Here is a 25228-nt window from a genome sequence, read left to right as displayed (position 1 = left end):
GCTATATGAGATACTGTCAACTCGATGCGCAAGGAGGCACCTTTTTGTTACTGAGGAACCCGCTTAACACCGAAGATTGCCGCGCCGTTTCGGAAATCCTGCAGCGCGTCGGCGACAAATGGACCGTTCTCGTGGTCGGCAAGCTCGGCCAAGGACCGTTGCGATTCAATGAGTTGCGGGCCGCTGTCGGCGGCATTTCGCAGAAGATGCTGACCACCACCTTGCGCGGATTGGAGCGTGACGGCTTCGTCACCCGCACCGTATTCCCAACCATTCCGCCGCGCGTCGATTACGAGCTGACCGAACTCGGCCATGAATTGCTGATCCCGGTCAGCGCACTCGGCGAATGGGCGCGCATCAACACCACGCGCGTGCGGGCAGCACGTGAGAAATTCGACGCCACGCATGCCTGAAGCCTTTGTATTGCAAGGGTTTTCGCCGATGGCTGCGCTAGCGACATTGCATTGCGTCGGCGGCTGTTGATCCGTTTCGGTTCTGGCTTTTTCAGACAGACGCCGTCAGCAGACAAGGCAAAGCCGCAGCGACACCTGCCAGCGCGGCGTTCAGCAATCGTTGACTGATTGTCTTCGTCCCAGTCGCAACCAACACAATCAAAAGACCGTGCGGCGGCCCATTTCGCATCTGCCGCGTGTTCAACCCGGCATGGCTGTGCGCCGAAGCCCCGGTCAGCCTTCCGCCGGAACCGCCTTTGGTTTGCCCTCGCCATCCAGCGCCACCATGACGAAATCGGCATGGGTGACCTTCTCCATCAGGTCGGAGAGGTAGCGCTGCGCCCAGGCCTCGACCTTGAGCATCATAGAGGTGCGGCCGACGCGCTCGACATGGGTGTAGATACACAGCGTGTCGCCGATCTTCATCGGCTTGGCGAACGACATTTCCTTGACCGCCGCCGTCACCACGCGGCCCTTGGCGCGCTCGGCCGCACGGATGCCGCAGGCAAGGTCCATCTGCGCCATCACCCAGCCGCCGAAGATGTCGCCGGCCGCATTGGCATCCGAAGGCATGGCCAGCGTGCGCAGCGTCAGATCGCCGAGCGGCCGTCCATCTGCGTAGTGCACCATGGGGGAAATCCTTCGAGGTCAATTGCCCTCGATCCCGTAGCGTCATGGCGGTGACGCGTCAACGCGCCACCTAATGAAGCTCGCTTGCCGCTAGAAGTAACGCTCGAGGTTCGAACGAATGCGATCCAGGACGCTATGCCCGGAAACGTCAGGAGAGAATTCTCTGCCCGTGATTGCCTCGTAAGCCTGCGCATAGACACGCGATGCCTGTTCGACGATCTCGTCGGGTATGTCAGGAATCGGTTCGCTGTAAGGATCGCACCTTGCCGACACCCACGACCGGATGAAATCCTTGTCGAAGCTCTCCGGCCGGCTGCCGCTGGCAAGGGCTTCCTCATAGCTCTTGGCGATCCAGTACCGGCTGCTGTCCGGCGTGTGGATCTCGTCGGCAAGGATTATGGTCCCGTTCTTGTCGGTGCCGAATTCGTATTTCGTATCGGCGAGGATGAGGCCACGTTCGGCGGCGCGCTGCTGGCCGCGGGCGAACAGCTGCAAGGCGTAACCCGATACGGTGTCCCACTGCGCCTGTGTGAGAAGGCCCTGTTCAAGGATCTCGGCCCTGGACAGAGGCTCGTCATGGCCACCGTGGAGGGCCTTGCTGGTCGGCGTGATGATCGGCTCGGCCAGTTTTTCATTGTCGCGCAGGCCGTCCGGCAGGGTCATTCCATACATGTCCCGATCACCGCGCCGGTACCTTGTCAGGATCGAGGTGCTGGTGGTTCCCGCCAAATAGCCACGCACGACGATCTCGACCGGCAGGATGTCGAGCCGGGTGCCGACGACGACGTTTGGGTCAGGGTATTCGAGAACATGGTTCGGGCAGATATCGGCGGTTTCCTCGAACCAGTACCTGGCCGTCTGGGTGAGGATCTCTCCCTTGAACGGGATCGAGGTCAGGATGGTGTCGAAGGCACTGAGACGGTCTGTGGCGATGATGATGCGCCTGCCGTCCGGCAGGTCGTAGTTTTCGCGGACCTTGCCGCTGTAGTGGCCCGGCAGTTCAGGAATGAAAGCATCAGGAAGGGTGCGCATAGGCCATCGCATAAGCCCTCGACCCCCGGCATATCAAGCAGGATTGTCAGCCTCTCAATTCAAACCAGTGTCGGCAGTCGCTTTTTTCACAACGCATGCCGGAAGGCGCCGCGACTTGGGAGCGCCGCCGCGTCTAGGCTGCAGCCGGATTTCCGGAGCCGCCCACCAATCATGCAGACCTATGACTTCATCATCGTCGGCTCCGGCTCGGCCGGCTCGGTCCTGGCGGACAAACTGTCGGCCTCCGGGCGCTTTTCCGTGCTGGTGCTGGAAGCCGGCGGCACCGACCACCGCTTCTACGTGCAGATGCCGCTCGGCTACGGCAAGACCTTCTTCGATCCGGCGGTCAACTGGAACTACAAGGCCGAGCCGGACCCGGGCCTCGCCGGCAATGCCGACCACTGGCCGCGCGGCAAGCTGCTTGGCGGTTCGAGTTCGATCAACGCCATGGTCTGGATCAGGGGCGCGCGCGAGGATTTCGATGCCTGGGCCGCCGCCGGCAATCCCGGCTGGGGTTATGACGACCTGCTGCCCGTCTTCAAGGCGCTGGAGGACAACCAGGCCGGTGCCGACGCATGGCGCGGTGTCGGCGGCCCGCTGCATGTCACCGACTGTTCGGACGCCGTCCACCCGCTGACCAAGCGCTACCTAGCCGCCGGCCAGCAGGCCGGCCTGCCGCTCAATCCGGATTTCAACGGTGCCGCCCAGGAAGGCGTCGGCGTCTACCAGATCTCGACCAAGAACGGCCGCCGCATGTCGGCGGCGCGCGCCTTCCTGCGCCCGGCAATGAAGCGCGCCAATGTCCGCGTCGAGATGAATGCATTGGTGACCCGGGTGCTGTTCGAAGGCAGGCGCGCCGTCGGTGTCGAATATCTGCAGAACGGCGAGACCAGGACGGCGCGTGCCGGCCGGGAGGTCATTCTGTCGGGCGGCTCGGTCAACTCGCCGCAGCTGCTGCAGCTGTCCGGCGTCGGCCCCTCTGCGCTGCTCAAGGGGCTTGGCATCCCCGTCGTCCATGCCAACGAGAATGTCGGTGCGCATCTGCAGGACCATGTCGGCATCAACTACACCTTCAAGGGCAGGCTGCCGACGCTCAACCAGACGCTGCGTCCCTGGTGGGGCAAACTGCTGGTCGGCATGCAATACATCCTGACGCGCTCCGGGCCGCTGTCGCTGTCGATGAACAATGCCGGCGGCTTCTTCCGCACCGATCCGACTGCGACCCGGCCCAACATGCAGCTTTATTTCCAGGCCTTCTCAACCGTCATTCCGAAGAGCGGCGAGCGCCCGATCCTGACGCCCGACCCGTGGCCCGGCTTTTCTATCGGCCTGTCCAACTGCCGCCCGTCGAGCCGCGGCGAGATCATGATCCGCACCAGCAACCCGCGCGACTATCCCAGGATATCAGCCAATGCCTATTCGACCGAGGCCGATGTCGCCGAGATGCTCGACGCTGTGAAGTTCGTGCGCAAGATCGCCTCGATGCCTGATATGGCCGAGATCATCGAGGAAGAGGTTCTGCCGGGTCCGTCGATCACTTCGGACGCCGATCTGATCCAGGATTTCAGGAAGCGCTCGGGCACCGTCTATCACCCGGTGTCGACCTGCCGCATGGGACCTGATCCCTTGCGCGCCGTCGTCGATCCGCGCCTCAAGGTGCACGGTATCGAAGGCCTGCGTGTCATCGACGCCTCGATCTTTCCCGATAATATCACCGGCAACACCAACGCCGCCTCGATCATGACCGGTTGGAAGGGCGCCGAACTGGTTCTGGAGGACCAAAAATGAAAATCACCGACGTCAAGACCTGGGTAGTCGGCAACCCGCCGCCCGGCATCGGCGGCAAGTATTTCATCTTCGTCAAGCTGACCACCGATGGCGGTGTCGTCGGCTATGGAGAGGCCTACAACGCCACCTTTTCCGCCCATGTCACGGCGAAGATGGTCGAGGACATGGCCGAGCGCTATCTGATCGGCCGCGATCCGCACGACATCGAGAACTTCTTCCGCCGCGCCTATTCGTCCGGCTTCACTCAGCGCCCGGATGTGTCCGGCATGGGCTGCTTCTCGGCGCTCGAAATGGCCTGCTGGGATATCATCGGCAAGGAGGCCAACAAGCCGGTCTACAAATTGCTCGGCGGCCAGGTGCACGAGACCCTGCGCTCCTACACCTATCTCTATCCGCACTCCGGCAGCGTCCACTCCGAGGATGCGCGCGGCAAGAACGTCTACAACGACCCCGATCTCGCCGCAGCCTGCGCGCTCGAATATGTCGAGCAGGGTTTCAACGCGGTCAAGCTCGACCCGGCCGGCCCCTACACCGCCTTCGACGGCCACCAGCCGCGCCTTGTCGACATCGATCTCTCCGCCCGCATGATCAAGGCAATCCGCGAGGCGGTCGGCACCCGCGCCGACATCCTGTTCGGCACTCATGGCCAGTTCACCGCCTCGGGCGCGCTGCGCATGGCGCGTGCCATCGAACCCTACGATCCGCTGTGGTTCGAGGAGCCGGTGCCGCCTGATATGCCGGAAGTGATGGCGCAGGTGGCGCGAGGCACGTCGATCCCGATCGCCACCGGCGAGCGGCTGACGACCAAGTTCGAATTCGCCCGGGTCATCGAGAACCGTGCCGCGACCATCCTGCAGCCAGACCTCGGCCGCTCCGGCGGCATTCTCGAAACCAAGAAGATCGCCGCCATGGCCGAGGCCTACCACATCCAGGTCGCCCCGCACTGCTATTGCGGGCCGATCGTCGGTGCCGCCAACATCCAGCTGGCGGTGACGCTGCCCAACTTCCTCATCCTGGAATCGCTGAAGCAGTGGGACGGTTTTCACGCGACGCTGCTTACGAAGAAGATCGAGTGGCAGGACGGCAACGTCATCCCGTCGAAGGAGCCCGGCCTCGGCGTCGAGCTCAACGAAGCGGTCTGCGACGCGCATCCCTACACCGGCAAGGAACTGCACCTGCAGATGATGCAGACGCCGTTGATGCCGTGAGCGAAAGCTACGCCTTCATCGGCCTCGGCCATCTCGGCGGCAACCTTGCCGCCAACCTGGTCCGCAACGGTTTTGCCGTCACTGTCTTCGACCGCGACCCGGCCGCCGTCGAGCGCCTCGTCGCGCTTGGCGCCACAGCCGCCAACAGTCCCGCCGAGGCTGCCGCCAGAGCCGGCAACGCCATCACCTGCCTGCCCTCGCCCAAAGTCAGCGAAGCGGTATTGGCTGGTCCTGGCGGCTTGCTCGAAGGCCTGCCCGAAGGCGGCACCTGGATCGAGATGTCGACCAACGGCCGCGACGAGATTCTGCGGCTTGCAGCCCTCGCCTCAGTCAAGGGCATAGAGACGTTGGAATGCCCGGTCACCGGCGGCGCGCACCTGGCGGCGGTTGGAAAAATCACAGCGCTGGTCGGTGGCGATGCAGCGCTCTATGCGCGTCATCGCCCGGCCATTGAAGCGATGTGCGCGAAGTCGTTCCTGATGGGTCCGGCCGGCTCGGCGGCGGTGATCAAGGTGATCACCAACATGCTGGCCTTCATCCATCTCGTCGCCGCCGGCGAGGCATTGATGCTGGCCAAACAAGGCGGGCTCGACCTCGCCCAATCCTACCACGCCATCGTTGCCTCCTCCGGCAACAGCTTCGTCCATGAGACCGAAAGCCAGCTCATTCTCAACGGCTCCTACGACATCGGCTTCACCATGGACCTGGCGCTGAAGGACCTCGGCTTCGCGCTCGCCATGGCCGAACAATCCGGCGTGCCGCTCGAGCTTGCCACGCGCGTCAACGCGATTTTTGAGCAAGGCAGAGAAGCCTATGGCGGCGGCGCCTGGTCGACCCAGATCGTCAAGTTGCTCGAAGATACCGTCGGCACCGACCTGCGCGCGCCCGGTTTTCCGGCCAAGCTCGACGTCTGACACCAGTCAGGAAATCAAGCGATTTCAGGGTGTTGGACCCATCGCCGGATTCACCTGAATCGATCTGTTAACGACTTGAATCAGTATCTGAGCGTCAGCGCGCCGGGCAGGATCTCGAAGGTCGCCGGTATGCGTCCCGGCGACTCGCCGTCTATGTCGACCAGCGCGCCGTTCTTCTCGACATCGCCCAGCGGCTCGACCACCACTTTTTTGCCGCGCAGGATGGTGATCGCCGGGTGGTTGCGGTGCCGGCCGCCATAGAGCAGGCGGATGTCCCAGATCAGCTTCAGCTTGCCGGCCGCGCGCAGGATGACGATGTCGAACTGCCCGTCGGCCAGCTCGGCATCCGGCGCGATCATCATGCCGCCGCCGAAGAACTTGCCATTGGCCACCGCCACCAGCGCCATGCGCGCCTCGACCGGCGTGCCGTCGTCGACCGTGATCCTGACATCCTGGAAGCGGTAGCGGATGAACTCGACCACGGTGCGCCACAGGAACAGCGCCTTGGCCGACATCTTGCCCTTGCGCTTGTCGGCATTGACGGCGCGGTCGGTGGCACCCGACAGGCCGAGGCTGGCGATGTTGATGAAATGGCGGCTGGCCAGCGCGCCATGGTCGTCGATGTAGCAGATGCGTCCGGCATCGACCTTCCGAGCCTTGGCCTCGGCGATATGCTTCAGCACCGCATCCATCTCGCGCGGCAGGCCAAGCCCGCGCGCGAAATCGATGCCGGTGCCGCACGGCAAGAGGCCAAGCTCGGTTGTCCTGCGGCCTTCCTCGGACGCCTGCAGCAGCCCGTCGGCCACCTCGCTGGCGGTGCCGTCGCCGCCGGCCGCGATCACCAGGTCGAAGCCGCTCGCCGCAAGATCGAGCGCCAGCCGCTCAGCGTCGCCTTCGGCCTGCGTCTCGCGCAGCTCGAAATCGCCGAAATGCTTTTTCAGCGAGGCGGCGACCTCCGGCCAATGCCGTTTCAGCCGGCCGCCACCGGCAATCGGATTGAGAACCACCCCGACTTTCACGCACACCCTCCCGCAAGGACATCAAGGCGTCCGGCGCCTCGAATCCTTTGCCGGCATTGAAGCCCGCGCCCGCCGGCAGGGCAAGGCCGAATGTCCGCCGCTGCCGCCCATCATGGCGGACCGGAAAATCCCGCTGTCATTGATTGATCCCCGATAATCCCGCTATCCACAGGCCCGCGGCCATTCCCCACAACCCTTACCCGGCGTAAGTTCAACCCATCTCAGGCGGCTACCGATCGCCCAGCCGAAAGGCGAAGTGAAAGGCGGATTTCCTGAGGCCCGTACGGCCCAGAGCGAGAGCAGGCTTGCCTGTTCGAGGGGCGGATGCCGAGACCTACGGGGCCGCGGAAAGCGTGCCAACGCCGACGGCGGACCGATGCTGCCATGAAGGACGGCAAAAACCTTCGATGGTGCGCAGGGCAAAGCCCGCAAGGGCGGAGACCGGCGTGGTCCCGAACGGACGCTGCTCTCGGGTGGCGGACTGGCAGGACCGTCAAAATCAAGGCCGGCATGGCGCGACGACTTTACGGAAGTTGCTGCCGCGACCGTGTCCTGATCTGACAGGGAGGCGCTGGGAGAAATCCCGGCGCCGACTGTCTTTTTGGCTATCCCCTACAATTTTTACGCTGTTTCCGGATAGGGCTGCAACCGGCGCTAAAATCAGCTAACGTTCGGCGTCACTTGAAGGGGGATACTTCATGACGTTGATCCAGAAGCTTGCCGTTGCCTATGCTTTCCTGTTCTTCGGCGTCGTCGCCATCGGCTACATACCGGCGTTCAACGATGCCAACGGCAATCTGTTCGGCCTGTTCTCGCTGCAATGGTATGACGACCTGCTGCACGCCTTCTCCGGCGTCTGGGCGCTTGCCGCCGCCTTCATCTCGCACCGCCAGGCGGTGTTCTATTTCAAGCTGTTCGGCTCGGTCTATCTGTTCGACGGCGTGCTTGGCCTGATCACCGGTTCCGGCTGCCTCGATGCCGGCATCTTCATCAACGGCTTCCGCTCCCTCAACGATATCGAATTCCCGGCCCGCTTCTTCGCCAACCTGCCGCACATCGTCATTGGCGGCTTCGCCGTCTATGTCGGCTTCTGGCTGTCGAAGCGCATACACGACCACTTCGCCACGGCCTGACCCGGCCATGTTCCTGTTTCGCTGGCTGAAGCGCATCGTCAAGACGATCCTGTGGCTGATCGTCATCGTCATCCTGATCCCGATCGTCGGGCTGAGCTATGGCTTCCTGACCACGTCGTCACTCGACAAGGCGCCGCTGCCCGGCATTGCCGATGGCGCACCGCCCAAGGCGCTGGCCGACAAGGTTCGCGCCGAAATCCCCGGCTACCAGCGGCCGGAGGAATCGACCTTCCTCACCTACCCGGAATGGGCGATCGTCTACGCCGCGCGCGAATATGCCGGCTTCGTCGACAAGAACCAGCCGAGCGGCTTTCCCTATTGGTCCTATGTCGGCCGCTTCTGGCAGGACTACGCCATGGTGATCCGCGCCAGTTCTGCCTACAAGTTCAACTTCGCCAACCACCAGATGCTGGTCATCATCGGCACCAGCCACAGCATCGAACATATCCTGCAATGGGCCTATGAGAACACGGTCGGCCGCATCACCGAGGCGACATCAGGCAAGCGCACCGCCGCCGACATCTATCAGGCCAAGGTGGCGGCCGACTATGCCGCTTTCCTCGACCAGGTGCCGTGGTATCAATTTCCCTATGCCGAGAAGCGCGCCGGCCTGTTTGCCGTACAGCCGGCGCCGGGCGACAGCTCCATCCGCACCAGCGAACGCAAGCTTGCCTTCGGCCTCGCCGACACCATCAAGCAGGGCTACGCCGACCTGATCACCAAGGCACTCGCAGCCACATCCCCACCAGCCTTCCTCGATATTCATGTCTGGGCCAAGGGGCCGGTCGGCGAAGCAACGCACAACGAGCCCGACACCTTGCTTGAGCGCGACTACGGCGCCGACGGCACCGTCTTCGTCACCAAGCGCTATCAGGTGTTTACTGAGATGATCCCGCGCCTGATCGACAAGGGCGTCTCCTTCGTCGAGATCGGCGGCAATGACGAGATCATGGTCACCATGCTTTCCACCGATTCGATCGCCGTTCCCGAAGGCATCCGCATCCTGTTCAGCTATCCGCTGCCGGCTGACGCGTCGACGCGCCGCACCGGGCTGACCGTCGCCGTGCGCAAGCTGCATCTGGTGCTACCAGCGCTGATCAAGTCAGGCGCCAAGCTCGAACACGTCTATGACTATTGAGACGATAGCCAGGCAATGCGCAGACTGATCCGCATCGTCGGCTGGCTCGCGCTCACGCTGATCATGCTCATTGTGGTCGCGCTTGTCGGCTTTCGCGGCGCGGCGGCGCTGCGAGAGAACCTGTCACCCGAGGAAGCAGCCCCGGCGGGAGCGCTGTTTGCCACCGTCGATGGCCTGAAGATCCACTATCAGGTCTGGGGACCGCAGGACGGGCCGCCGCTGCTTCTGTTCCACGGCACGGCCTCCTGGGCCGAGACATACCGCGATATCGCCGCGCCATTGGGAGAACAGGGCTTTCGCGTCATAGCGCCCGACATGCCTCCCTTTGGCTATTCGGAAAGACCGGCCGACCAGGATTATTCGCGCGCTGCCCACGCAAGACGCGTACTCGGTTTCGCCGACGCGCTCGGCCTTCGCCATTTCAGTGTCGGTGTCCACTCCTATGGCGGCGGTGGCGTGATCGAAGCCGCCTTCTCGGCCCCGGCTCGAATCGACTCGCTAATCCTGCTCGACGTTGCACTTGGTCTCGGCCGGACCGAGGCGCCGGCCTTGTCGTTCGCATCCTTCCTGAACAGCGACTGGCCACGCCAATTGCTGACCGCTTCGACCTTCACCAACCCGCTTATGGTCGGACCGGGTCTGCGCTCTTTCATTGAGAACGACGACGTGGTCACCGCCGAACGTATCGCGATCTACGCACGGCCACTCAATGTTGAAGGCACCACCAATGCGGTCGGCCATTGGCTGTTCAGCGGCCTGTTCAACGACGAACGAAAATCCCTTGCCGCCAACCCCGCGAACTATCGCACCTTCACGCCGCCCGTTCTCGTCATCTGGGGACGAGACGATACGACCACGCCCCTCGAACAGGGTGAAGAGATTGCCTCGCTGTTTCCCCACGCCGAACTGGCGGTTCTCGATGGCGTCAACCACATCCCGCAGGTTGAACATCCGCACGAAGTGATGCGGCTGATCGCGAATTTCCTCAAACGAATCTCGCCGGCCACCCGATAGATCGACTGTTCGGCACTCCGCCACGCTCATTCCACAATCGCGGCCAAATCCCGCCTTGTTCGCGCGCGATGGATTGTTTGCATGTCGCCCAAAAGCATGCCCACGGGCTCGACCCGAGGTGGAACCGGTTTTGGGACCACGACATGCACCTAAATGGGCTGCCGGGGGCACCTCGAAGGGACAAGACCGTGATCAAGACCGCCCTTGTCGCCATGACCATTGTCGGCTGCGACTGCGACGCCAAGCTTTGCGAATATATCGGCGAGACGCCGGCCAAGTGGTCGACCATCGCCGAATGCGAAGCGGCGATGAAAAGCCAGATGCTGCACGAGCGCAATTTCAACTACCCGCTCATCTCCGGCATCTGCCGCGCGAAGGGCTCGTCGTCCTCAGCGCAACTGGCCGCGACCGCGTCGCGCCCGGAACTGAAGCCCGTCAGCAGGGTCGTTAAAATTGAAAACCCGCTGCCGCCGGAATTGAGCCATCGGCCGAGCGTCCCGGTCGGCTCGCCGACCACGGCCATGGAAGCGGCCGCCGCCCGGCCCGTCGCCTATGAGCAAGTGGTCGATGGCGGAACGGGCGTGCTCTATCGCACGAAGAACGGATACGCCGTGGTCAAGACCGATCTTGGCCGCGCCGTGTCGGCGACCGCCGACATGGCAAAACGGTCGGCCAACTGGCTGGCTGGCCTGGTGCCGAGCAAGCTGTAGGCCGTCTACATCTTCAGCTTGAGGCTCTGCCAGAACTTGTCGATCAACGGCTTTTCGGTCGCCGCGTCCTCGCCGGCAACGCGGGTGATGAACAGCAGCCCCTGATCGGCATGGCCGAAGCCGACGATCTCGAAATCGGCGGTGTCGGTGCGTGTCTTCACCTTGGCGAGAATGCCGGTCAATTCCTTGCCGTCGGCGAGCTTGCGCGTCGTCGGCTCCTGCGTCAGCGCGGCACCAGCCTGCACCGATTCCTTGGTCATCTCCTGCAGCATCAGCTGGTTGAGGAACACCGGATTCATCTTGCCGTATTCCTGCACGACGACGATCGTGCCCAGTGCCGACGCCATCAGATACTGCGTGATGTTTTCGCCGAGATCGGTCTTGGTCACCGAAATGTTGCTCGGATGGACGAAGGAGAAACTGCCGCCGGAAAAGGTGGCGAAGTCGTTGCGCTCGAGCGTCACCTTGCTCTGTTTGCCGCCGGGCAGCGTTACGTTTGTGCTCTCGCCGGGATCGATGTCGACCGTCACGCCGTCGATCGTCAGCTTGAAAGCCTTGAGATCCTCGGCTCCGGCCGGTCCACCGCACAGCGCGATGAGGGTGAGTGCCGCCGCTGATACCATCTGCATTGGTTGTTCTCCTGACTGTCATTGCATGTCGCCCAAAAGTGGCCCCGGTTTTGGGGCAACGACATGCAATCAAACAAATGAGTAAAGGGCGTCGCAGGATTCCGTGTCGACGCGACGCGCTTTACGCCACTCCGCTCAGCGCCTTGATGGCACGGTAGAAGGTCGAGGAAAACAGTTCCGTCGGGTCATATTGCCGCTTCGCCGCCAGGAAGGCCGGCAACTCGGGATAGGAGGCCAGCAACTCCCTGGCGGTGTAATGCAGTTGGTAGGGCAGGAAGAACCGCCCGCCATGCTTGATCGTCACGTCGATCAGCGCCCGTGTCAGCGCCCGCATTTTCGCATTGCCGTCGGCATCGGTCGGCTGGTTGATGTAGAGTACCAGCGAATAGGCCGGCTCCGGCGCGTAGGTCAGCGCGACATCCTCCTTGTGGACGATGCGCACCGAGGCGTTGAGCACCGGCAGCTTCTGGTTGCGCAGGATTTCGCGGGCTTCGGTGATGAACGGATTGTAGGCGGCGCGCGGAATAAAATATTCGTGCAGGATGTCGGTCTCATCCATCAGGTCGTTGAAGAGATAGGGCACCGAATCATGCATCGGGTTGTTGCGGGTGACGAGACAGGCCTCGCCCTCGGCCATGGCTGAAGTGCGCGCCACCGTGCAGCTTTCGAATTTCGGCTCCAGCGTCTTTTCGGTGAACCATTTCAGCTCCTGGAACGGGCTGCCCCATTTCGCCAGATTGATGATCACCCGCTTCAGCCCCACCGAACCCGGCTCGCCGATCTCAGGCTGGTCGGCCGGCGGCTGGTCGGCCACCTTGTCATAGCGATAGACGATCATGTCCTCGAGGAAATTGCCCGGCGCCGTCGACAGATGGCCGTAGAACAGGCCGATCTCCTTGTTCGGCTCCAGCACATCGGCGAAGAATTTTGGGAAATCGTCCGATTTGATGATCTCGCGCGAGGTGCGGTAGACCGTGTTGTCGACGATATCGAGCGTTGCCTCCAGCACCACGCCGAACAGGCCGTAGCCGCCAACGACGTGGCGGAACAGGTCGATGTTCTCGGTTGGCGAGCAGGTTGTCACCGAACCATCGGCCAGCATCACCCGCATCGAGCGGATCGAGCCTCCCACCGAACCGGCCTGGTGGTCCATGCCATGCGCATTGACCGACAGCGAACCGCCGACCGAGAAGATGTCGGTCGACTGCATCGCCTTCACCGCAAAGCGCGGATGTAAGAGATTCTGGATGTCGTGCCAGCGCGCACCCGGTTGCAGGGTCATGGTCTTCGCCGCGGCATCCACGGTGACCTTGTTGAACTTTCTGAGGTCGAGCACCAATGCGTTGTCGTCGAAGGCATGCCCGCCCATCGAATGGCGGATGGCGGCCAGCGAGATTTTCAGCCCGTTGGCGCGCGCGAAGGCCAGCGCCTTGGCGATGTGGTCTTCCTCGCCAACCTCGACCACGCCATAGACCGGCGTCTTCGACAGGCCGCTGGCATCGTTGATATCGCCACCCTTGGCCGACCAGGGCAGCGAAGGATCAAAGGCCGGCGGGCTGGCGATTGGCTTCAGCGGCAGCGCGATGCCGTCGATATCCGCGATGCGTCCGGCGTTCTTCGGTCCCGAAGGCCCTCGCGCCAGCCGCGCCACGGTGGTGCCGCCCCACAGCACCGCGCCGCCGAAGACAGCCGCACCCAGCAGCAATCGCCGCGACAGGCGAAACCCTTTTTGTTCCTCGGCCATGAACACCCCCGTTGGCCAAGGGATAGCGCGGCTCTTTGGCAAAAACCATAGCGGCGCTGTCGGGACCGCGTTCCGCCCAGAGCGATTCCTGGAAAAGTGTGAAACGGTTTTCCCGGGAAAAGCGCGTAGCGCTTTCCCTTAGGGAATTGCGTTAAACAAAGAGATAGAGCGGTTCGGCGTTTCCGTGAAACGGTGAACCGCTCTGGTCGCCTGGTGTTGAGTGGCGAAGACGATGAAAATGGCCGATCCCCGAAGGAACCGGCCAAGAAGTGTAGAACAGGGTCTGAAAAGTTCGGTCAGCAGGTCTGCTGACGCACTCGCGTCTACGAAGCCTTCTTGATGGATGTCACCATGCCGGTCTTGTCATCGACAGTCACCGCCACCTTGGCGCCGACCTTCAGTTTTCCGACAGTCGCGTCCGGCGACAGCTGGTAGATCTTGCCGTCGTCGAGGGTGATCGACTTGGTCGTCGGATCGACCGACTGGATGGTGCCCTGAACGGTCGCGGCATAGGCCGTGCCGAGGAAGGCGAGCAGAGCGACGGTGGTTGCGAGGGTCTTCTTCATCGTTGGCACTCCGTGCTGTTTCGGTTTTCCGGGGCTGCCACCTTGAGAAACGACAGCACCGAACAACCCGAAACTGGACCGGAAAGCTCGGCCCGCGCAAATCACGTTGAGTGATTTTTGCAAACAATATCATAGGCTTAATTCCGACACATTGCTCGCTGTCGATGCAACTTCTGGCCACTTCGGTTTCCCCCAACAAGCGCACTTCCTTCCACGAAAAGAGTCACTTGGCTGATTGTGGCGGGCGGCATTCGATCACCACGCAGCCGCCGCAATCCATCTCGGGCGGCATCACGAAACAGACTCCTGACCGGTCATCGGTACAAATTTTGTTTCAAGGATCAGTTCGATCGCCCCCCAAAGCGGATGAAACTCGCGCTCCGGTTGCAAACCAGGAATGGATGCAGGATGGTGTCGACCGTTGCGATAAAGGGGGCCTCCATGAAGCTTGCAGTCCGGACCATGATAGGCCTGATGCTGGCGTTTGCTCCGGGATTGGCCGGCGCACAAGCCACGGATCCGGGCGACGACAAAACGGTCATCTTTACCCCCGACGATCCCGATATGGCTCTGGCTACCGCGAAGGCGCGCGCCAGACTGGATGAATTCCTCGCCTTGTCCGAGGCTCCTCCCCCTGGGACAGACAGGTTCAAACTGAAGGTCAAGGTGCGGGACGGGAACGTCACCGAACACTTCTGGGTCATACCGTTCCGCCGCACCGAGACCGGTTTTGTCGGTATACTGGCGAACCAGCCGGAAGAAGTGCACACCGTCGTCCTCGGCCAGAATATAGAATTCACCAGGGACGACATTTCCGACTGGGGATACAGAAGCGGTGGGCGTCAGGTCGGTAGCTTCACCGTCTGTGTGATGTTCAAGAAAATGTCGAAAGAAGAAGCAGATTACATGCGCGACAAATACGGCTTCGACTGCTGACAGCGATCAACCGATCTCGTCCTTCGCGCCGATCTTGCGCACCAGCGCCGCCGTCGCCAGCATGGCGCCCATGTCCGCGATCATCGGTGCGACATGCCTGGTGTAGTCGAGCGGCACCGAGATAGCGGGCAACTCGAAGAAATTCTTCGTCTGCGGCAACAGCAGGAAACCGTCGCTGCCGTTGAGCGCGACGCGGGCCGGATCGTCCGGCCAGGTTTCGCCAAGCCATTTCAGTGCCTGCGCCAGGCGGCCGGTCACCAGCGGCCGTGCGGCCTCGATGTTGTCGGTGCGGAATTCATAGGCGGCGTCGAGCTCGGGCACACCGGACGACAAGTCCTGCATCTTGCTGGCGAACATGCCGCGGAAGAAGCCGACGACCGCATTGGTCCGCCGCGTCGCCACCAATATTCCCGGGAACGGCTCGATCGCTTCGAAAGCGACGACGACACCCTTGAAGGCTGTCGATGAACCCTTGCCCGACCCTTCCCGCAGTTCTGCTTCGTAAAGCTCGAACGGAAACTCTTCGTAGCGGCCCGAAACGACATCGTCGAACGACTGCCGGTTGAACGGCCCGACCGCCTCGCGCGGCAGCCGATAGAAAGAGTTCGGCCTCCCTCCATGCTGGTAACGCATATCCGCGATGAAGCCGAAGATGATCGGCAGCAGCGTCTCGCGGAACGATTGCTGCAGCCGCGTCGCCGGTTTCATGGCCTGGAAGTAGAGCAGGATCGAAGCCGCGAAGCCGATGACATAGAGAAACACATGCGGCGTCGAGAACCATTGCTCGTTGGGATCGGCGACCTTGTTGAACAGCCAGGCGACCAGCACCACGAACACCAGCACCAGGCCGACGAACAGCGGCACCCGCCAGCGCACCTGCCGAACCGCCGAAGCCCTTGCCGCCTCATAGGTCTCGATGCCTTTCCGGATGCCGGCCGTGACCGCCTCGCTCGGCATGAAATCCGCTGTTTCCATCGCCACCCCCGCAAGCCTACCTCTGCCGGCGCATGATAGTCGGTTTTGCAGGGGCCGCCAGACGGTTAGGCGGTGACACCGGCTCGGCTTGGGGGAGAGGGAAAGATCGCTCTCAGCCGGCCTTCGACCTTGCCGCGCATTCGCCCCTTCAACCCTTGCACCAGGACCAGTCGCTCATGATCGCCGGTGCGCAGCCGCACGAAGGGATGCAGCCGGTAAGACGCGATCATGCCACGCGTATCGGCATCGGCACTGACATCGACGACGAATATGCCACCGATACGACCGGGCCATGGCTGGCGGGCAAGGGCGGTGCCGAGAAAATCGCCGAGCCCATAAGCGACGATCGTCCTGCCGATCCGCTCCACCGGCTGCACGACATGGGCGTGATGGCCGGCGATCAGACCCACGCCCTGCCCGGCCAGCCGCCTGGCCAGCACCCGCGTCTCGGCCCTTGGAAAATGCCGGAACTCCCAGTCCCAGTGCGGCACCGCGCAGAGAAGATCGACAGCATCGCGCGGCCAATGCGCTGGATCGCTTTCCATCGACACGCGGCCGGCAAACAGGTTTTCATCGGCGTTGCGCCACAGCGTGAAGGCAGCGAAGCCGAATGTCAGCGGCCCGACTTGGGCCGGCATCACCGGACCATTGGCAGCCAGGCCGATGGTGCGGATACCGAGCCGCTTCAGCGCCGCCACCGTCGCGTCGAAACCGGCGACGCCCTGGTCGAGCACATGATTGTTGGCCAGCGACAGCACCAGCTTTTCGCGAGCAATACCCACTGCCGCCAACGCCTCGACCAGAAAGCGCTCGCTCATCGCATGATGCGTGCCGAGTTTTGTTCCCAGCGCCGCACTTGGTCCGTCCACGATCGGGCTTTCGCAATTGCCAATCACCAGGTCGGCGGAGCCAAGCAGCTTTGCGATCGCCGAATCGCAGTCTGGCGCGCCGCGGTTGGCCACCGCCGAGATGTCGCCGATGAACGCGAGCCGCACCGTCTGCTTCGGCGGCGGTGTCATCGTCGACCCGGCCATCGGCGCGAAACCATTGGCATCACCGCCGAGCGAAGGCTTCAGAAAGCGCGGCAGCCAGGACAGTTTGTAGGAAAGCGGATAGTTCGACACGCCTATGCCCAATCGTTTGCCCTGTGTAGACCGTCGGCCTCAAGGGTTGAAGCGCATCCGTCGACAATCGTGCAACGATGGCGGTCTGCCGCCCCGGCGCTGACAGGCGCGGCGCCGCAAATATGTGTATGTTCGCTGGCGCGACCAACGCATGGGAGGAAAAGATGGCACGAATAGCAAGCCTGCTGGCATCCGCTTTCATTCTGCTTGTGCCTTTGTCTTCCGCCTCGGCCGCAATGCCCGAAGCGGCAACCGCCTTGTTCGAGGCCAAGACCGTGGCCGCGCGCGACACGGCCCTGTCGACGCTGGAGGCTGCCGCGCCAAAAGATCCGGCGTCAGCCTACGCGGCCGGCGCCGGCGAGTTCTTCACCGCGCTGGAGCTGCTGGCCAGTGGCCTGCACCGCCATGGTTTCGAAAGCCCGCAATCCATCGTGCTACCGTTGATGCGGCTGCCGGTGCCGGACAATCCCAACCCCGAGCCGCTGACCTATGAGCAGTTCCGCGCCATTCTGGTCGGCTTCCGTGACCGGTTGGAGAAATCCGCCGCCACGCTGGCCTCGGTCCCGGCCAATGCCGATATCGGCATGGTGCTCGACCTCACCCATGTCGGCATTGACCTCAACGAGGACGGCGCGATCACGCCGGATGAGAGCATGGCTGCCATCATAGCCTCGCTGTCGCGCGGCGGCAGCGCGCCGGACGATGCAGCTCCGTCTCTGACCTTCCGCTTCGATCGCGCCGACGGCTATTGGCTGCAGGGCTATGCCGAATTCCTGATGGCGCAGGCCGATTTCTGGCTCGCGCATGATTTCAGGAGCACCTTCGACGGGTCGTTCCACATGCTGTTCCCGCGCGCCAAACTGCCGCTGCAGGACATTCTCGTGCCGCCGAGCAGCGACATGGGCAGCAGCATCTTCTCGTCGGAATGGCGCATCGCCGATTTCATCTCGCTGGTGCATCTGGTCAACTGGCCGGTGGTCGAACCCGAGCGCCGGCAAGCGGCGCGTCGCCATCTGCTCGAAATGATCCGGCTGTCGCGCGAGGACTGGAAGGCGATCCGCGCCGAGACCGACAATGATCGCGAATGGTTGCCCGGACCGCAGCAAAAGGGCGAGAACCCGCTCACCGGCCTCGAAGTCGGCGAGGAGCAGGTCGAGGCCTGGCTCGCCACCTTGACCATGGCCGAGGATCTCCTGGAAGGCCGCTTGCTGCTGCCGCATTTCCGCATCACCGGCAAGGGCATCAACATGAAGCGCTTCTTCGACGAGCCAAAACCCTTCGACCTCGTGCTGTCGATCACCGGCCCGGCCATCGCGCCCTATCTCGAAAGCGGCAAGATCCTGACCAGCGACGATTTCGACCAGATCCAGCGCCAGTTCGGCGGCGTAGGGTTCCTGACCTTTGCCCTGTGGTTCAACTAACGCGGAAAACCTTGCAGCCTGCCAAGCAGCCATTGCAGCGGATTGGCGACGAAAGCACGCGTGACGAAGCTGTCGTGGGCGGCGTCCGAGGCAAGGAGGGCGACGGTGCTGGCTTCGAGGCGACGCGGCGGATCCGAACTGGCGTCGATGCCTTGGCTTGCCAGCAATTGTCGGATCTGCGCATTGCCGGAGGCGGAAGATTGGCCAAAGGCGCTGACGAAGAAGTTCTTCCGGTGGCTTGCGATCCAACCGGCGAAAATGTCGGCCTCGTCAAACACGGCGTCGAGCAGGATGACGCCGAGCAGGCGGCCGCCGATGTCGCCGTTCCTGAGCACGAAGGCTGCGGGATTGTAGCCGCCACTATAGGCGACGAGCACCACCGGCATGGCGTCGAATTTTGCCGCCTTGGCGCCGGTCAACTTGCTCAGTTCTTGCGCCGCCTCGGCCATGAACGTCGCAAAATGGCCTGGCGTCCAGAAATTGCCGGCGCTCGAATCCAGCGCGTTGCTGGCGAATTGCGGCGCCACCAGCACGGCGTTGAGGCCGGACGCTTCGACCTGCGCGACAACCCGCTGGCGGCCGACCACATCGCGCTGCAAGGTCGCGCCATTGCCATGGAAGAACACCACGATGACCGCCGGCTTGGCCGGATCGAAACCTCGGGGCGCCGCCAGCAGCGTGCTGCGGTCGGAATAGGTCTCGTCTTCCCAATAAATGCCGCCGCGTGGCGAGGTGTGGCCGCGCCGGCCGTTGGCCGTCACGTCGAGAAACGGCCCGGAGCCATCCGGCAGCTTTCCCCGATAGGGAAAGGGTGACGTCTTGAACGGCACGATCGTCGATATGGCCTTGTGCAAGCGCGCGCCCTCGCCCGCCGCCGGGAACGCCGCCGCGGCCAGCAGTCCGGCGACGATGGCGCGCCGGTCGGGCATCAGGCCGTCACCAGCCGGATGGCCGGCGCCTTCGACGGTAACAGCACGGCAAAGAACGCGGGGATGGCGATGAGATAGGCGATCGCCGCCCATTGCAGCACGGCGCTGAGGCCGAAGCTGGTGGCGACGATCGGCACGGCGGCCGAGCCAATCACTGAAAAGCAGCCATTGATGCCCCAGGCCCAGACGAACAAATGCTCCTTGCCGAGCCGCGCCAGCCAGGTCATGGCGGTCGCCATCGGCATGCCCATCAGGAAGGCCGGCGGCGATACCAGCAAGAAGCAGAGCAGCAGCCGGGCGGCATAGGGATAGGCGCCGATCCAGTCGAGCACCGGCGACAGGGTGAAGCCGTAGGCCAGCAGCAGCACGCAGATTGCCAACAGCACGACAGGCAACAGCGTGCTGGCGCGGTCGAAGATGCGCGCGGCAAACAGGCTGCCGAGACCGGAAAACACCAGCATCGACGAGATCAGCACCGAGGCCGACACGGTCGGATTGGCGAGCGCCACGGTGAACCGGCTGATCAGCCCGACCTCGACCATGATGTAGCCGAGGCCGAGGCAAGCGAAATAGAGGATGGTGCCGAGCTTGCCGCGCGAGCGCGAGAACACGATGCGCCAGCCAAAGATGACCGGCAGCAGCACCAGGGATGCCGCCGTGATGCAGGCGATGCCGAGTGTCGCCCAGATCAGCAGATAGCCCCAGTCATCCTGGAACAGGTCGAGCCGGTCCAGCGTCAGCGGCAGGTCGGCGACCTTCACATAGGCGGCGAAGTAGGGCTGGTCGTTGCTCAGCGGACGCACGTCGAAGACATAATCGCTGGCAAGCTTCGCCCAGCCGCTGGTCAAAAGCGCGTGCCAGGTCATGCGCTGCTGCGCGGTGGCCGGCAGCACATCGGGCACAGCATTGCCGCCAGCATCGGCGCAGGCATCGAGGGTCGGATCGGCCGGCGTTGTCGGGTCGCAAGCTGCGTTCGGAGCGGTCGGATCGGCCGGCGCCGTCGCATCGGCGGCGGGCTGGGTCAGCGTCGCATCCTGTCCGCTGCCAAAGATCGAGGCGCGATAATCGTCGAGGATTTTTTGTGCCGTCGAGCCGTCATAAGGCATGCCAGGGTAGTAGACCTCCTCCCACGACATCGACTTGGTGTAGTCGCGCAAGGTCTTGATTTCCGCCGCGCTGAAGCCGCCGCGCTTGAACAGCACCGTGGTGGTCGAGAGATAGCTCGACACGGCGAAGATGTCGTTGGCGGCACCTTGCGGATCGAACGTCCGGGCCGCCTCGGCGACGGTCGAATAAAGCTTCAGCACCGATTTCGGCGGCTCTTCCTTGTTCCACAAGGTCACCGACAGCACGCCGCCATCGGCCAGCGCATGCATGTAGCTCCGCATCGCCTCGTGCGTGTAGGCGTATTTCTCCGAGATGGCGAAGCCGCCCGGATTGGACAGGCCGACACTGTCGGCGAGGCTGAGGTCGATGACGTCGTAGCGCTCGCTCGTGTTGGCGAGGAACAGGCGCCCGTCATAGTCGATCACCTTGAGGCGCGGCTCAGCCAGGATATCGCCGGTGACATCCTTCAGCACCGGATCGCGGAACGCCCGCAATGTCATCGGGTTGCTCTCGGCGACGGTCACCGAAGTCGAGCCGGCATTGAGCGCGGCCTGGGTGGAGATACCGCCGCCGAACTGCACGACGAAGGTCTTCGGCTTTTGCTTGATGACATAGGGGTAATGCATCGGCAGATAGCGGAAATAGACCTGCTCGGCCGGCGCCAGGTTGCGCATGATGCCTTCCGGCCCGTCGCCGTCGCGATACATGCCGACATAGGTGTTGGCCGGAACCTCGGGCATGCCGAAGGCGGCATTGTCGCTCAGGCCTGGCGCGAAATGCATGTAGGAGCTGGCATAGACCTGCAGGTCGCCAAACGGCGAAACGCTGCGGTAGATGCGTTTGCCGTCCGGAAAGTTGCGGGCATAGGCGACGCCCTTGTACTGCGACACCGCAATGTCGGGTATGCCAAGCAAGCCGGGCAGCATCAGGTACCCGGCGATCGACAGCGCCGCGACAACCGCGCCGGCGACGACGCTCTTCCAGGCGCCGAAGGCGAAGAACCACAGCAGCGAACCGGCGGCCCACAACAGCAGCGGCACGACGATGATGGTTTCCGGTGCGAACAGATACATCGACACCAGCACGACGACGCCGGCGAGCCCGGAGCCGGTGAGGTCGGCGAAATAGACGCGGCCGAAGGCGGTGCGGCTTTTCAGGAAGACGATGCCGAGGAAGAACGCGCCGGCCAGGAACGGCAGGAGATAGAGCAGGAAGTTGGCCAGCAGCCGCCATTTCTGCTCGGGATCGGAAACCAGGAAGATGGCGTTGAACGGCACCGTCTGGGCAGCGAGGTTGGAAGCGACGGCAAGCGGGCCGACCAGCAGCAACGCCCCCGTGGCGGCCCCTTGCCAGTGCCGGTCGAACCAGTCCTTGCCGGCGAAGATGACGACGCTGGACAGCGAGAAGCCGAGCATGGCGAGGCTGACCACCAGCGAGCCGAAATGCGACCAGCTGCCGACGGCGAACACCCGCATGACGGATATCTGCAGCGTGATGATGGCGCCGGCGATCAGCCCGATTGCAAAATAGTGCGCGAGACGAGGCGCCTCCAGCGAGGCTATGCTTGGTCGAGAGATCGATGCGACGGCTGCCATGCGGGCCTTTTTATCTGGCGGTTCAGCAAGGCCTTACCAAACGGCCAGCTCAGCTGTTATGCGTGCCGACGATCTGGTCGCCTTCCAGCTTGGTGAAGGGCACGAAAGGCACCACCTTGCCATTGTAGATGTCGGAGCGAACGATGTTGAAGGTGCCGTCGGCGAGCTGCTCTTTGATCACCTTGAGTACGTGCTGGGCGCCCGGCGGGCCGACCGGGATGACCATGACGCCATTCGGCTTGAGCTGCTGCAACAGCGACGGCGGAATGTGGTCGATGCCGCAGGTGACGATGATCTTGTCGAACGGGCCGACGCTTTCCCAGCCATAGTAGCCGTCGGCATTGCGGCTGGTGACCGAGCCGAACTCGCTGTAGCCGCGCTCGATCAGCGCGTCGTAGGTGCGGCGGGTGCGCTGCGCCAGCGGATTGATGATCTCGATCGTGTGCACCTTGTCGGTCAGATTGGCCAGATACGCCGACTGGTAGCCGGAGCCGGTGCCGATCTCGAGCACGGATTCGCCGAGCTTGACGTCGATGGCAGTCGTCATGCGGCCGACCAGGTGCGGGCCGGAAATGGTCACGCCATAGCCGATGTCGAGGAAGGCGTGATCATAGGCGCGCGCCAGATTCTGCGGCAGGACGAATTCTTCGCGCGGCGTCAACAGGAAGGCGCGCTTGTTGCGATCGTCCAGCACGTCCTTGTTGAAGACCATGATCTGGAAGCGATCGAACCGCTCGGCCAGCAACTTCGGGTCCTCGCCACGATTGGCCACCATCCACTCGATGAACGACTTTTTGTCGTTCACCGGCACTTCGGCGTTGCGGTCGTAAAGCACCGGCACGTCAGCCTTGACGGCGGCCGGAAGAATGGAAAACGCCGCAGCCCCCGCCGACAGCGCCAAGAAGTCCCGACGCTTCATGGAAAAAGCCTCCAGAAGTGGCCTTTGCCACCCCAAAACCAAGCACTTCAATCCGATTGCACTGCCTCCCAAAACGAGTCAATGGCCGTCGAGAGGCGACCGTCCCGACGGTGAAATTGTGGCCGGCGGGCAACAGTTTTGCCGGTGCTGGCGGCTGATTCGGCAACACTCAATGGCGAGCGCCGTTGTCGCATGACTCGCTGAACGGCCTTTTGGAAAATTAGCAAGAGCTGTTTTGCTTGACTTGGACGGCAAAAACAGGCAGCAAAACAGCATTGGAGGGGCTCCAATACCGCGTTCATGGTCGTGGACAAGCCTTCTAGGGCACAAAGTCCACGTCTCTCGTTTGGTTTTGAGAGGGATTGATTAACCAACTTTGTCCATATTTTGAAGCAATCGGCAACTAACGACAGGCGCGGCAAACGCGTCGGGGACCACCTGGGATCACTCACAGAATGGTCGTCGCGGCTATCACAGCCGCGGACGTGGGAGCCGATTGGAGCAAGATTGGTTGCATGGCGTTCTTGAGTAAAAAAATTGTCGGGGACGGGCGTTGGGACGGCGAGACCGCCTGCGACGCGCCGCGTTCCTCTTCCTTCAACCCTGAACGGATCGTCCGCTGGGTCGCGGTGCCCGGCGTGAGTGCGGCCATTGGCCTGTGGCTGGTCGGCACCATGGCCGGCCTGAGTTCCGTCGGCGCCTCGCTGTCGGCGACATCAGGTGGCCTGCCGCAGACGCTTTCGATGCCGCGGTCGCTTGCCCTTGCCGATCCTCTGAAGCAGCGTTTCCTGACATCTTCGGCGCCGTTCGTGCTGGCCAATGCCAATGGCGGCGCGCAAGCGCTGCATGACCATGCCGTGCAATGCGGCGCCAACTGCTTCAAGCTGGCCGGGGGGAGCCCGCAAGCGGAGAAATCCGCTCGCCTCGTGGCGCAGGCAAAGCCAGCCCCGATGGTCGTAAAATCGAAATCGCAGGAGCGTTTCGAACGCATGGAGGCGTCGCTGTCGCCGACCAGGCTCGCCGCGGCCTTTGCCGGCGCCGGAAAACCGGTCGTCGCGGCCGACGCATCCGCGCACCCGGTCATTTCTGCTGTCGCGCCGCAAATTGCCGAGGCTTCGCTGGTGCCATCCGTCAAGGTCATGGCCAGCCTGTCGGATGACATGCCGGCTCCCGCGGCGGAGCGCTTCGCCCGGATGGATACCGGCTCCGCGGTCGTGCAGACGGCACCGCAGCCGAGGGGCTTTGCCCAGTCGGATGGGGAGACGCCAGACAACGCGCAGTTGGCGCTTGCCCTCGTCCAGTCGCTGCCAGTCGACGACGAGACGTTCGCCTCACCGCTGCCGATTGAGGAATCGTCGGCCGATGTAGCGGTTTCGCCGGTTGAAACCCAACAGGAACAGCCCGGCGATGCCGCCTCGCTGCCGGATGCGCTGACCGACGACGTGCCATTGCCGACCCGGCGCCCGCAATTGGACGCCCCGCAACAGCCCAAGGTCGTACAGCCGTCGAAGCCCGTCGTTGTGCAGCAGTCGAAGCCCGTCCAGCAGCAGAAACCGGCACGTGAGACGGTTCAGCAGGCCCAGCCGTCCAAGCCGGCGCGGCAAGGCAGACCGGCCGATGGCGGCGAGGTGCTGGCCTATGCCAAGCCGGACACCCCTTCGGGCGGCCTCGGCCAGGCATTCAGGAACCTGTTCAACGGGCCAGGAGGCTCCAGGAGCGGAGCCGGCAACGGCGTCGCCGTCTATGATATCAGCGCAGGAACCGTCTACCTGCCGGACGGCCAGCGGCTCGAAGCGCATTCGGGGTATGGCGCCATGGTCGACCAGCCACGCTATGTCGATAAGAAGGATCGCGGGCCAACACCGCCTAACACCTACAATCTGTCGCTGCGCGAATCGCGTTTCCACGGCGTTGAGGCCATTCGTCTGACGCCTGTCAGTGGCGGCAACAAATATGGCCGCGATGGCCTGCTCGCCCATAGCTACATGCTGCGCGGCGGCCGCGCCGAATCAAATGGCTGCGTCGTTTTCAGGGACTACGGCCGCTTCCTTGCCGCCTTCAAGAAGGGCAAGGTCACCCGCCTGGTCGTGGTGCCGCGCCTGAACGGATCGCCGACGCGCGTGGCGGACAACGCGCGCGGCGCCTGATCCCTGGAGAGGCACGTGGCTGTGCCTTCCCGCTTCCTCCTGACAGCCTTCTGTCAGGAGCCGCATCCGGCGAAGCGCCTCCCTCCATCCCACTCTTT

22 protein-coding genes are annotated in these 25228 nt (G+C 63.1%); 11 read left to right on the top strand and 11 right to left on the bottom strand.

The window, feature by feature from the left end; all coding sequences use genetic code 11:
• The first annotated feature begins 44 nt into the window (after nucleotides 1-44).
• Nucleotides 45-413, top strand: coding sequence for a winged helix-turn-helix transcriptional regulator (locus ACFFNA_RS08970; protein WP_167458361.1), 369 nt, complete (start codon nucleotides 45-47; stop codon nucleotides 411-413).
• A gap of 273 nt (nucleotides 414-686) precedes the next feature.
• On the opposite strand, the gene ACFFNA_RS08965 is transcribed toward ACFFNA_RS08970, so the two are convergent.
• Nucleotides 687-1082, bottom strand: coding sequence for an acyl-CoA thioesterase (locus ACFFNA_RS08965; RefSeq protein ID WP_378917492.1), 396 nt, complete (start codon nucleotides 1080-1082; stop codon nucleotides 687-689).
• A 90-nt stretch (nucleotides 1083-1172) separates the two neighbouring features.
• Nucleotides 1173-2114 (bottom strand): phosphoribosylaminoimidazolesuccinocarboxamide synthase, encoded by a 942-nt coding sequence (locus ACFFNA_RS08960; protein ID WP_378917490.1) that lies wholly within the window; start codon nucleotides 2112-2114, stop codon nucleotides 1173-1175.
• A gap of 171 nt (nucleotides 2115-2285) precedes the next feature.
• Between ACFFNA_RS08960 and ACFFNA_RS08955 the strand changes: the two genes are divergently transcribed.
• From ACFFNA_RS08955 to ACFFNA_RS08945, 3 genes are read left to right on the top strand one after another with little or no spacing between them, the layout of a single operon-like run.
• Nucleotides 2286-3902 carry a GMC family oxidoreductase gene (locus ACFFNA_RS08955; protein WP_378917488.1) on the top strand — a complete coding sequence of 539 codons (1617 nt, stop codon included), beginning with the start codon at nucleotides 2286-2288 and terminating at the stop codon, nucleotides 3900-3902.
• On the top strand, nucleotides 3899-5110 hold the full coding sequence (locus ACFFNA_RS08950; RefSeq protein WP_378917486.1) for a mandelate racemase/muconate lactonizing enzyme family protein: 1212 nt from the start codon (nucleotides 3899-3901) through the stop codon (nucleotides 5108-5110). The genes ACFFNA_RS08955 and ACFFNA_RS08950 overlap by 4 nt, the downstream gene beginning before the upstream one ends.
• The gene (locus tag ACFFNA_RS08945; protein ID WP_378917484.1) at nucleotides 5107-6024 is read left to right on the top strand and encodes an NAD(P)-dependent oxidoreductase; all 918 of its coding nucleotides are present in this window, start codon (nucleotides 5107-5109) and stop codon (nucleotides 6022-6024) included. Before ACFFNA_RS08950 ends, ACFFNA_RS08945 begins: the two co-directional genes overlap by 4 nt.
• Before the next feature lie 80 nt (nucleotides 6025-6104).
• On the opposite strand, the gene ACFFNA_RS08940 is transcribed toward ACFFNA_RS08945, so the two are convergent.
• Nucleotides 6105-7043, bottom strand: coding sequence for a diacylglycerol/lipid kinase family protein (locus ACFFNA_RS08940; protein ID WP_378917482.1), 939 nt, complete (start codon nucleotides 7041-7043; stop codon nucleotides 6105-6107).
• Nucleotides 7044-7741: 698 nt separating this feature from the next.
• Here ACFFNA_RS08940 and ACFFNA_RS08935 point away from each other — a divergent pair.
• The 4 genes from ACFFNA_RS08935 to ACFFNA_RS08920 all read left to right on the top strand — a co-directional run bounded on the left by ACFFNA_RS08935 (nucleotide 7742) and on the right by ACFFNA_RS08920 (nucleotide 11038).
• Nucleotides 7742-8176: a DUF4383 domain-containing protein gene (locus ACFFNA_RS08935; RefSeq protein WP_095090901.1), complete on the top strand. Its 435-nt coding sequence runs from the start codon at nucleotides 7742-7744 to the stop codon at nucleotides 8174-8176.
• Between the two features lie 7 nt (nucleotides 8177-8183).
• The gene (locus ACFFNA_RS08930; protein ID WP_378917480.1) at nucleotides 8184-9314 is read left to right on the top strand and encodes a hypothetical protein; all 1131 of its coding nucleotides are present in this window, start codon (nucleotides 8184-8186) and stop codon (nucleotides 9312-9314) included.
• 15 nt (nucleotides 9315-9329) lie between these two features.
• Nucleotides 9330-10328 (top strand): alpha/beta fold hydrolase, encoded by a 999-nt coding sequence (locus ACFFNA_RS08925; protein ID WP_378917478.1) that lies wholly within the window; start codon nucleotides 9330-9332, stop codon nucleotides 10326-10328.
• 188 nt (nucleotides 10329-10516) lie between these two features.
• Entirely contained in the window at nucleotides 10517-11038 is a 522-nt protein-coding gene (locus tag ACFFNA_RS08920; protein WP_378917476.1) for a hypothetical protein, read from the top strand.
• A gap of 5 nt (nucleotides 11039-11043) precedes the next feature.
• Here the strand turns inward: ACFFNA_RS08920 and ACFFNA_RS08915 are convergent, their stop codons facing one another.
• The 3 genes from ACFFNA_RS08915 to ACFFNA_RS08905 form a co-directional block, all read right to left on the bottom strand.
• Complete coding sequence (locus ACFFNA_RS08915; RefSeq protein ID WP_378917474.1) at nucleotides 11044-11667, bottom strand: hypothetical protein; 624 nt, start codon at nucleotides 11665-11667, stop codon at nucleotides 11044-11046.
• Between the two features lie 121 nt (nucleotides 11668-11788).
• Nucleotides 11789-13411 carry an FAD-binding oxidoreductase gene (locus tag ACFFNA_RS08910; protein ID WP_378917472.1) on the bottom strand — a complete coding sequence of 541 codons (1623 nt, stop codon included), beginning with the start codon at nucleotides 13409-13411 and terminating at the stop codon, nucleotides 11789-11791.
• Nucleotides 13412-13734: 323 nt separating this feature from the next.
• Complete coding sequence (locus ACFFNA_RS08905) at nucleotides 13735-13977, bottom strand: DUF1344 domain-containing protein (RefSeq protein ID WP_111542916.1); 243 nt, start codon at nucleotides 13975-13977, stop codon at nucleotides 13735-13737.
• 441 nt (nucleotides 13978-14418) lie between these two features.
• Between ACFFNA_RS08905 and ACFFNA_RS08900 the strand changes: the two genes are divergently transcribed.
• Nucleotides 14419-14913 carry a YegJ family protein gene (locus ACFFNA_RS08900; RefSeq protein ID WP_378917470.1) on the top strand — a complete coding sequence of 165 codons (495 nt, stop codon included), beginning with the start codon at nucleotides 14419-14421 and terminating at the stop codon, nucleotides 14911-14913.
• A 6-nt stretch (nucleotides 14914-14919) separates the two neighbouring features.
• Here ACFFNA_RS08900 and ACFFNA_RS08895 read toward each other — a convergent pair whose 3' ends face one another.
• Nucleotides 14920-15888, bottom strand: a complete 969-nt coding sequence (locus ACFFNA_RS08895; protein WP_378917468.1) for a hypothetical protein — start codon at nucleotides 15886-15888, stop codon at nucleotides 14920-14922.
• 65 nt (nucleotides 15889-15953) lie between these two features.
• Nucleotides 15954-17012, bottom strand: coding sequence for a CapA family protein (locus tag ACFFNA_RS08890; RefSeq protein ID WP_378917466.1), 1059 nt, complete (start codon nucleotides 17010-17012; stop codon nucleotides 15954-15956).
• Nucleotides 17013-17176: 164 nt separating this feature from the next.
• Here ACFFNA_RS08890 and ACFFNA_RS08885 point away from each other — a divergent pair, with 164 nt between their 5' ends.
• The gene (locus ACFFNA_RS08885) at nucleotides 17177-18433 is read left to right on the top strand and encodes a hypothetical protein (protein ID WP_378917464.1); all 1257 of its coding nucleotides are present in this window, start codon (nucleotides 17177-17179) and stop codon (nucleotides 18431-18433) included.
• Here ACFFNA_RS08885 and ACFFNA_RS08880 read toward each other — a convergent pair.
• Genes ACFFNA_RS08880 through ACFFNA_RS08870 form a run of 3 tightly spaced genes read right to left on the bottom strand, consistent with a single transcriptional unit; the run spans nucleotide 18430 to nucleotide 22983 of the window.
• Nucleotides 18430-19362 carry a hypothetical protein gene (locus tag ACFFNA_RS08880; RefSeq protein WP_378917462.1) on the bottom strand — a complete coding sequence of 311 codons (933 nt, stop codon included), beginning with the start codon at nucleotides 19360-19362 and terminating at the stop codon, nucleotides 18430-18432. The two genes, ACFFNA_RS08885 and ACFFNA_RS08880, sit on opposite strands and share 4 nt — an antisense overlap.
• Nucleotides 19362-22064 carry a hypothetical protein gene (locus ACFFNA_RS08875; protein WP_378917460.1) on the bottom strand — a complete coding sequence of 901 codons (2703 nt, stop codon included), beginning with the start codon at nucleotides 22062-22064 and terminating at the stop codon, nucleotides 19362-19364. The genes ACFFNA_RS08880 and ACFFNA_RS08875 overlap by 1 nt, the downstream gene beginning before the upstream one ends.
• 49 nt (nucleotides 22065-22113) lie before the next feature.
• The gene (locus tag ACFFNA_RS08870; protein WP_378917458.1) at nucleotides 22114-22983 is read right to left on the bottom strand and encodes a protein-L-isoaspartate O-methyltransferase family protein; all 870 of its coding nucleotides are present in this window, start codon (nucleotides 22981-22983) and stop codon (nucleotides 22114-22116) included.
• A gap of 515 nt (nucleotides 22984-23498) precedes the next feature.
• Between ACFFNA_RS08870 and ACFFNA_RS08865 the strand changes: the two genes are divergently transcribed.
• On the top strand, nucleotides 23499-25130 hold the full coding sequence (locus tag ACFFNA_RS08865) for a DUF2778 domain-containing protein (RefSeq protein ID WP_378917456.1): 1632 nt from the start codon (nucleotides 23499-23501) through the stop codon (nucleotides 25128-25130).
• The last annotated feature ends 98 nt before the right edge of the window (nucleotides 25131-25228 follow it).

Source organism: Mesorhizobium kowhaii (genome assembly GCF_042431665.1).
In the GTDB taxonomy this organism is placed as follows: Bacteria; Pseudomonadota; Alphaproteobacteria; order Rhizobiales; family Rhizobiaceae; genus Mesorhizobium; species Mesorhizobium kowhaii.
Note: the sequence above shows the minus strand (reverse complement) of the source record. Positions and strands in the feature narration are given on the sequence as shown.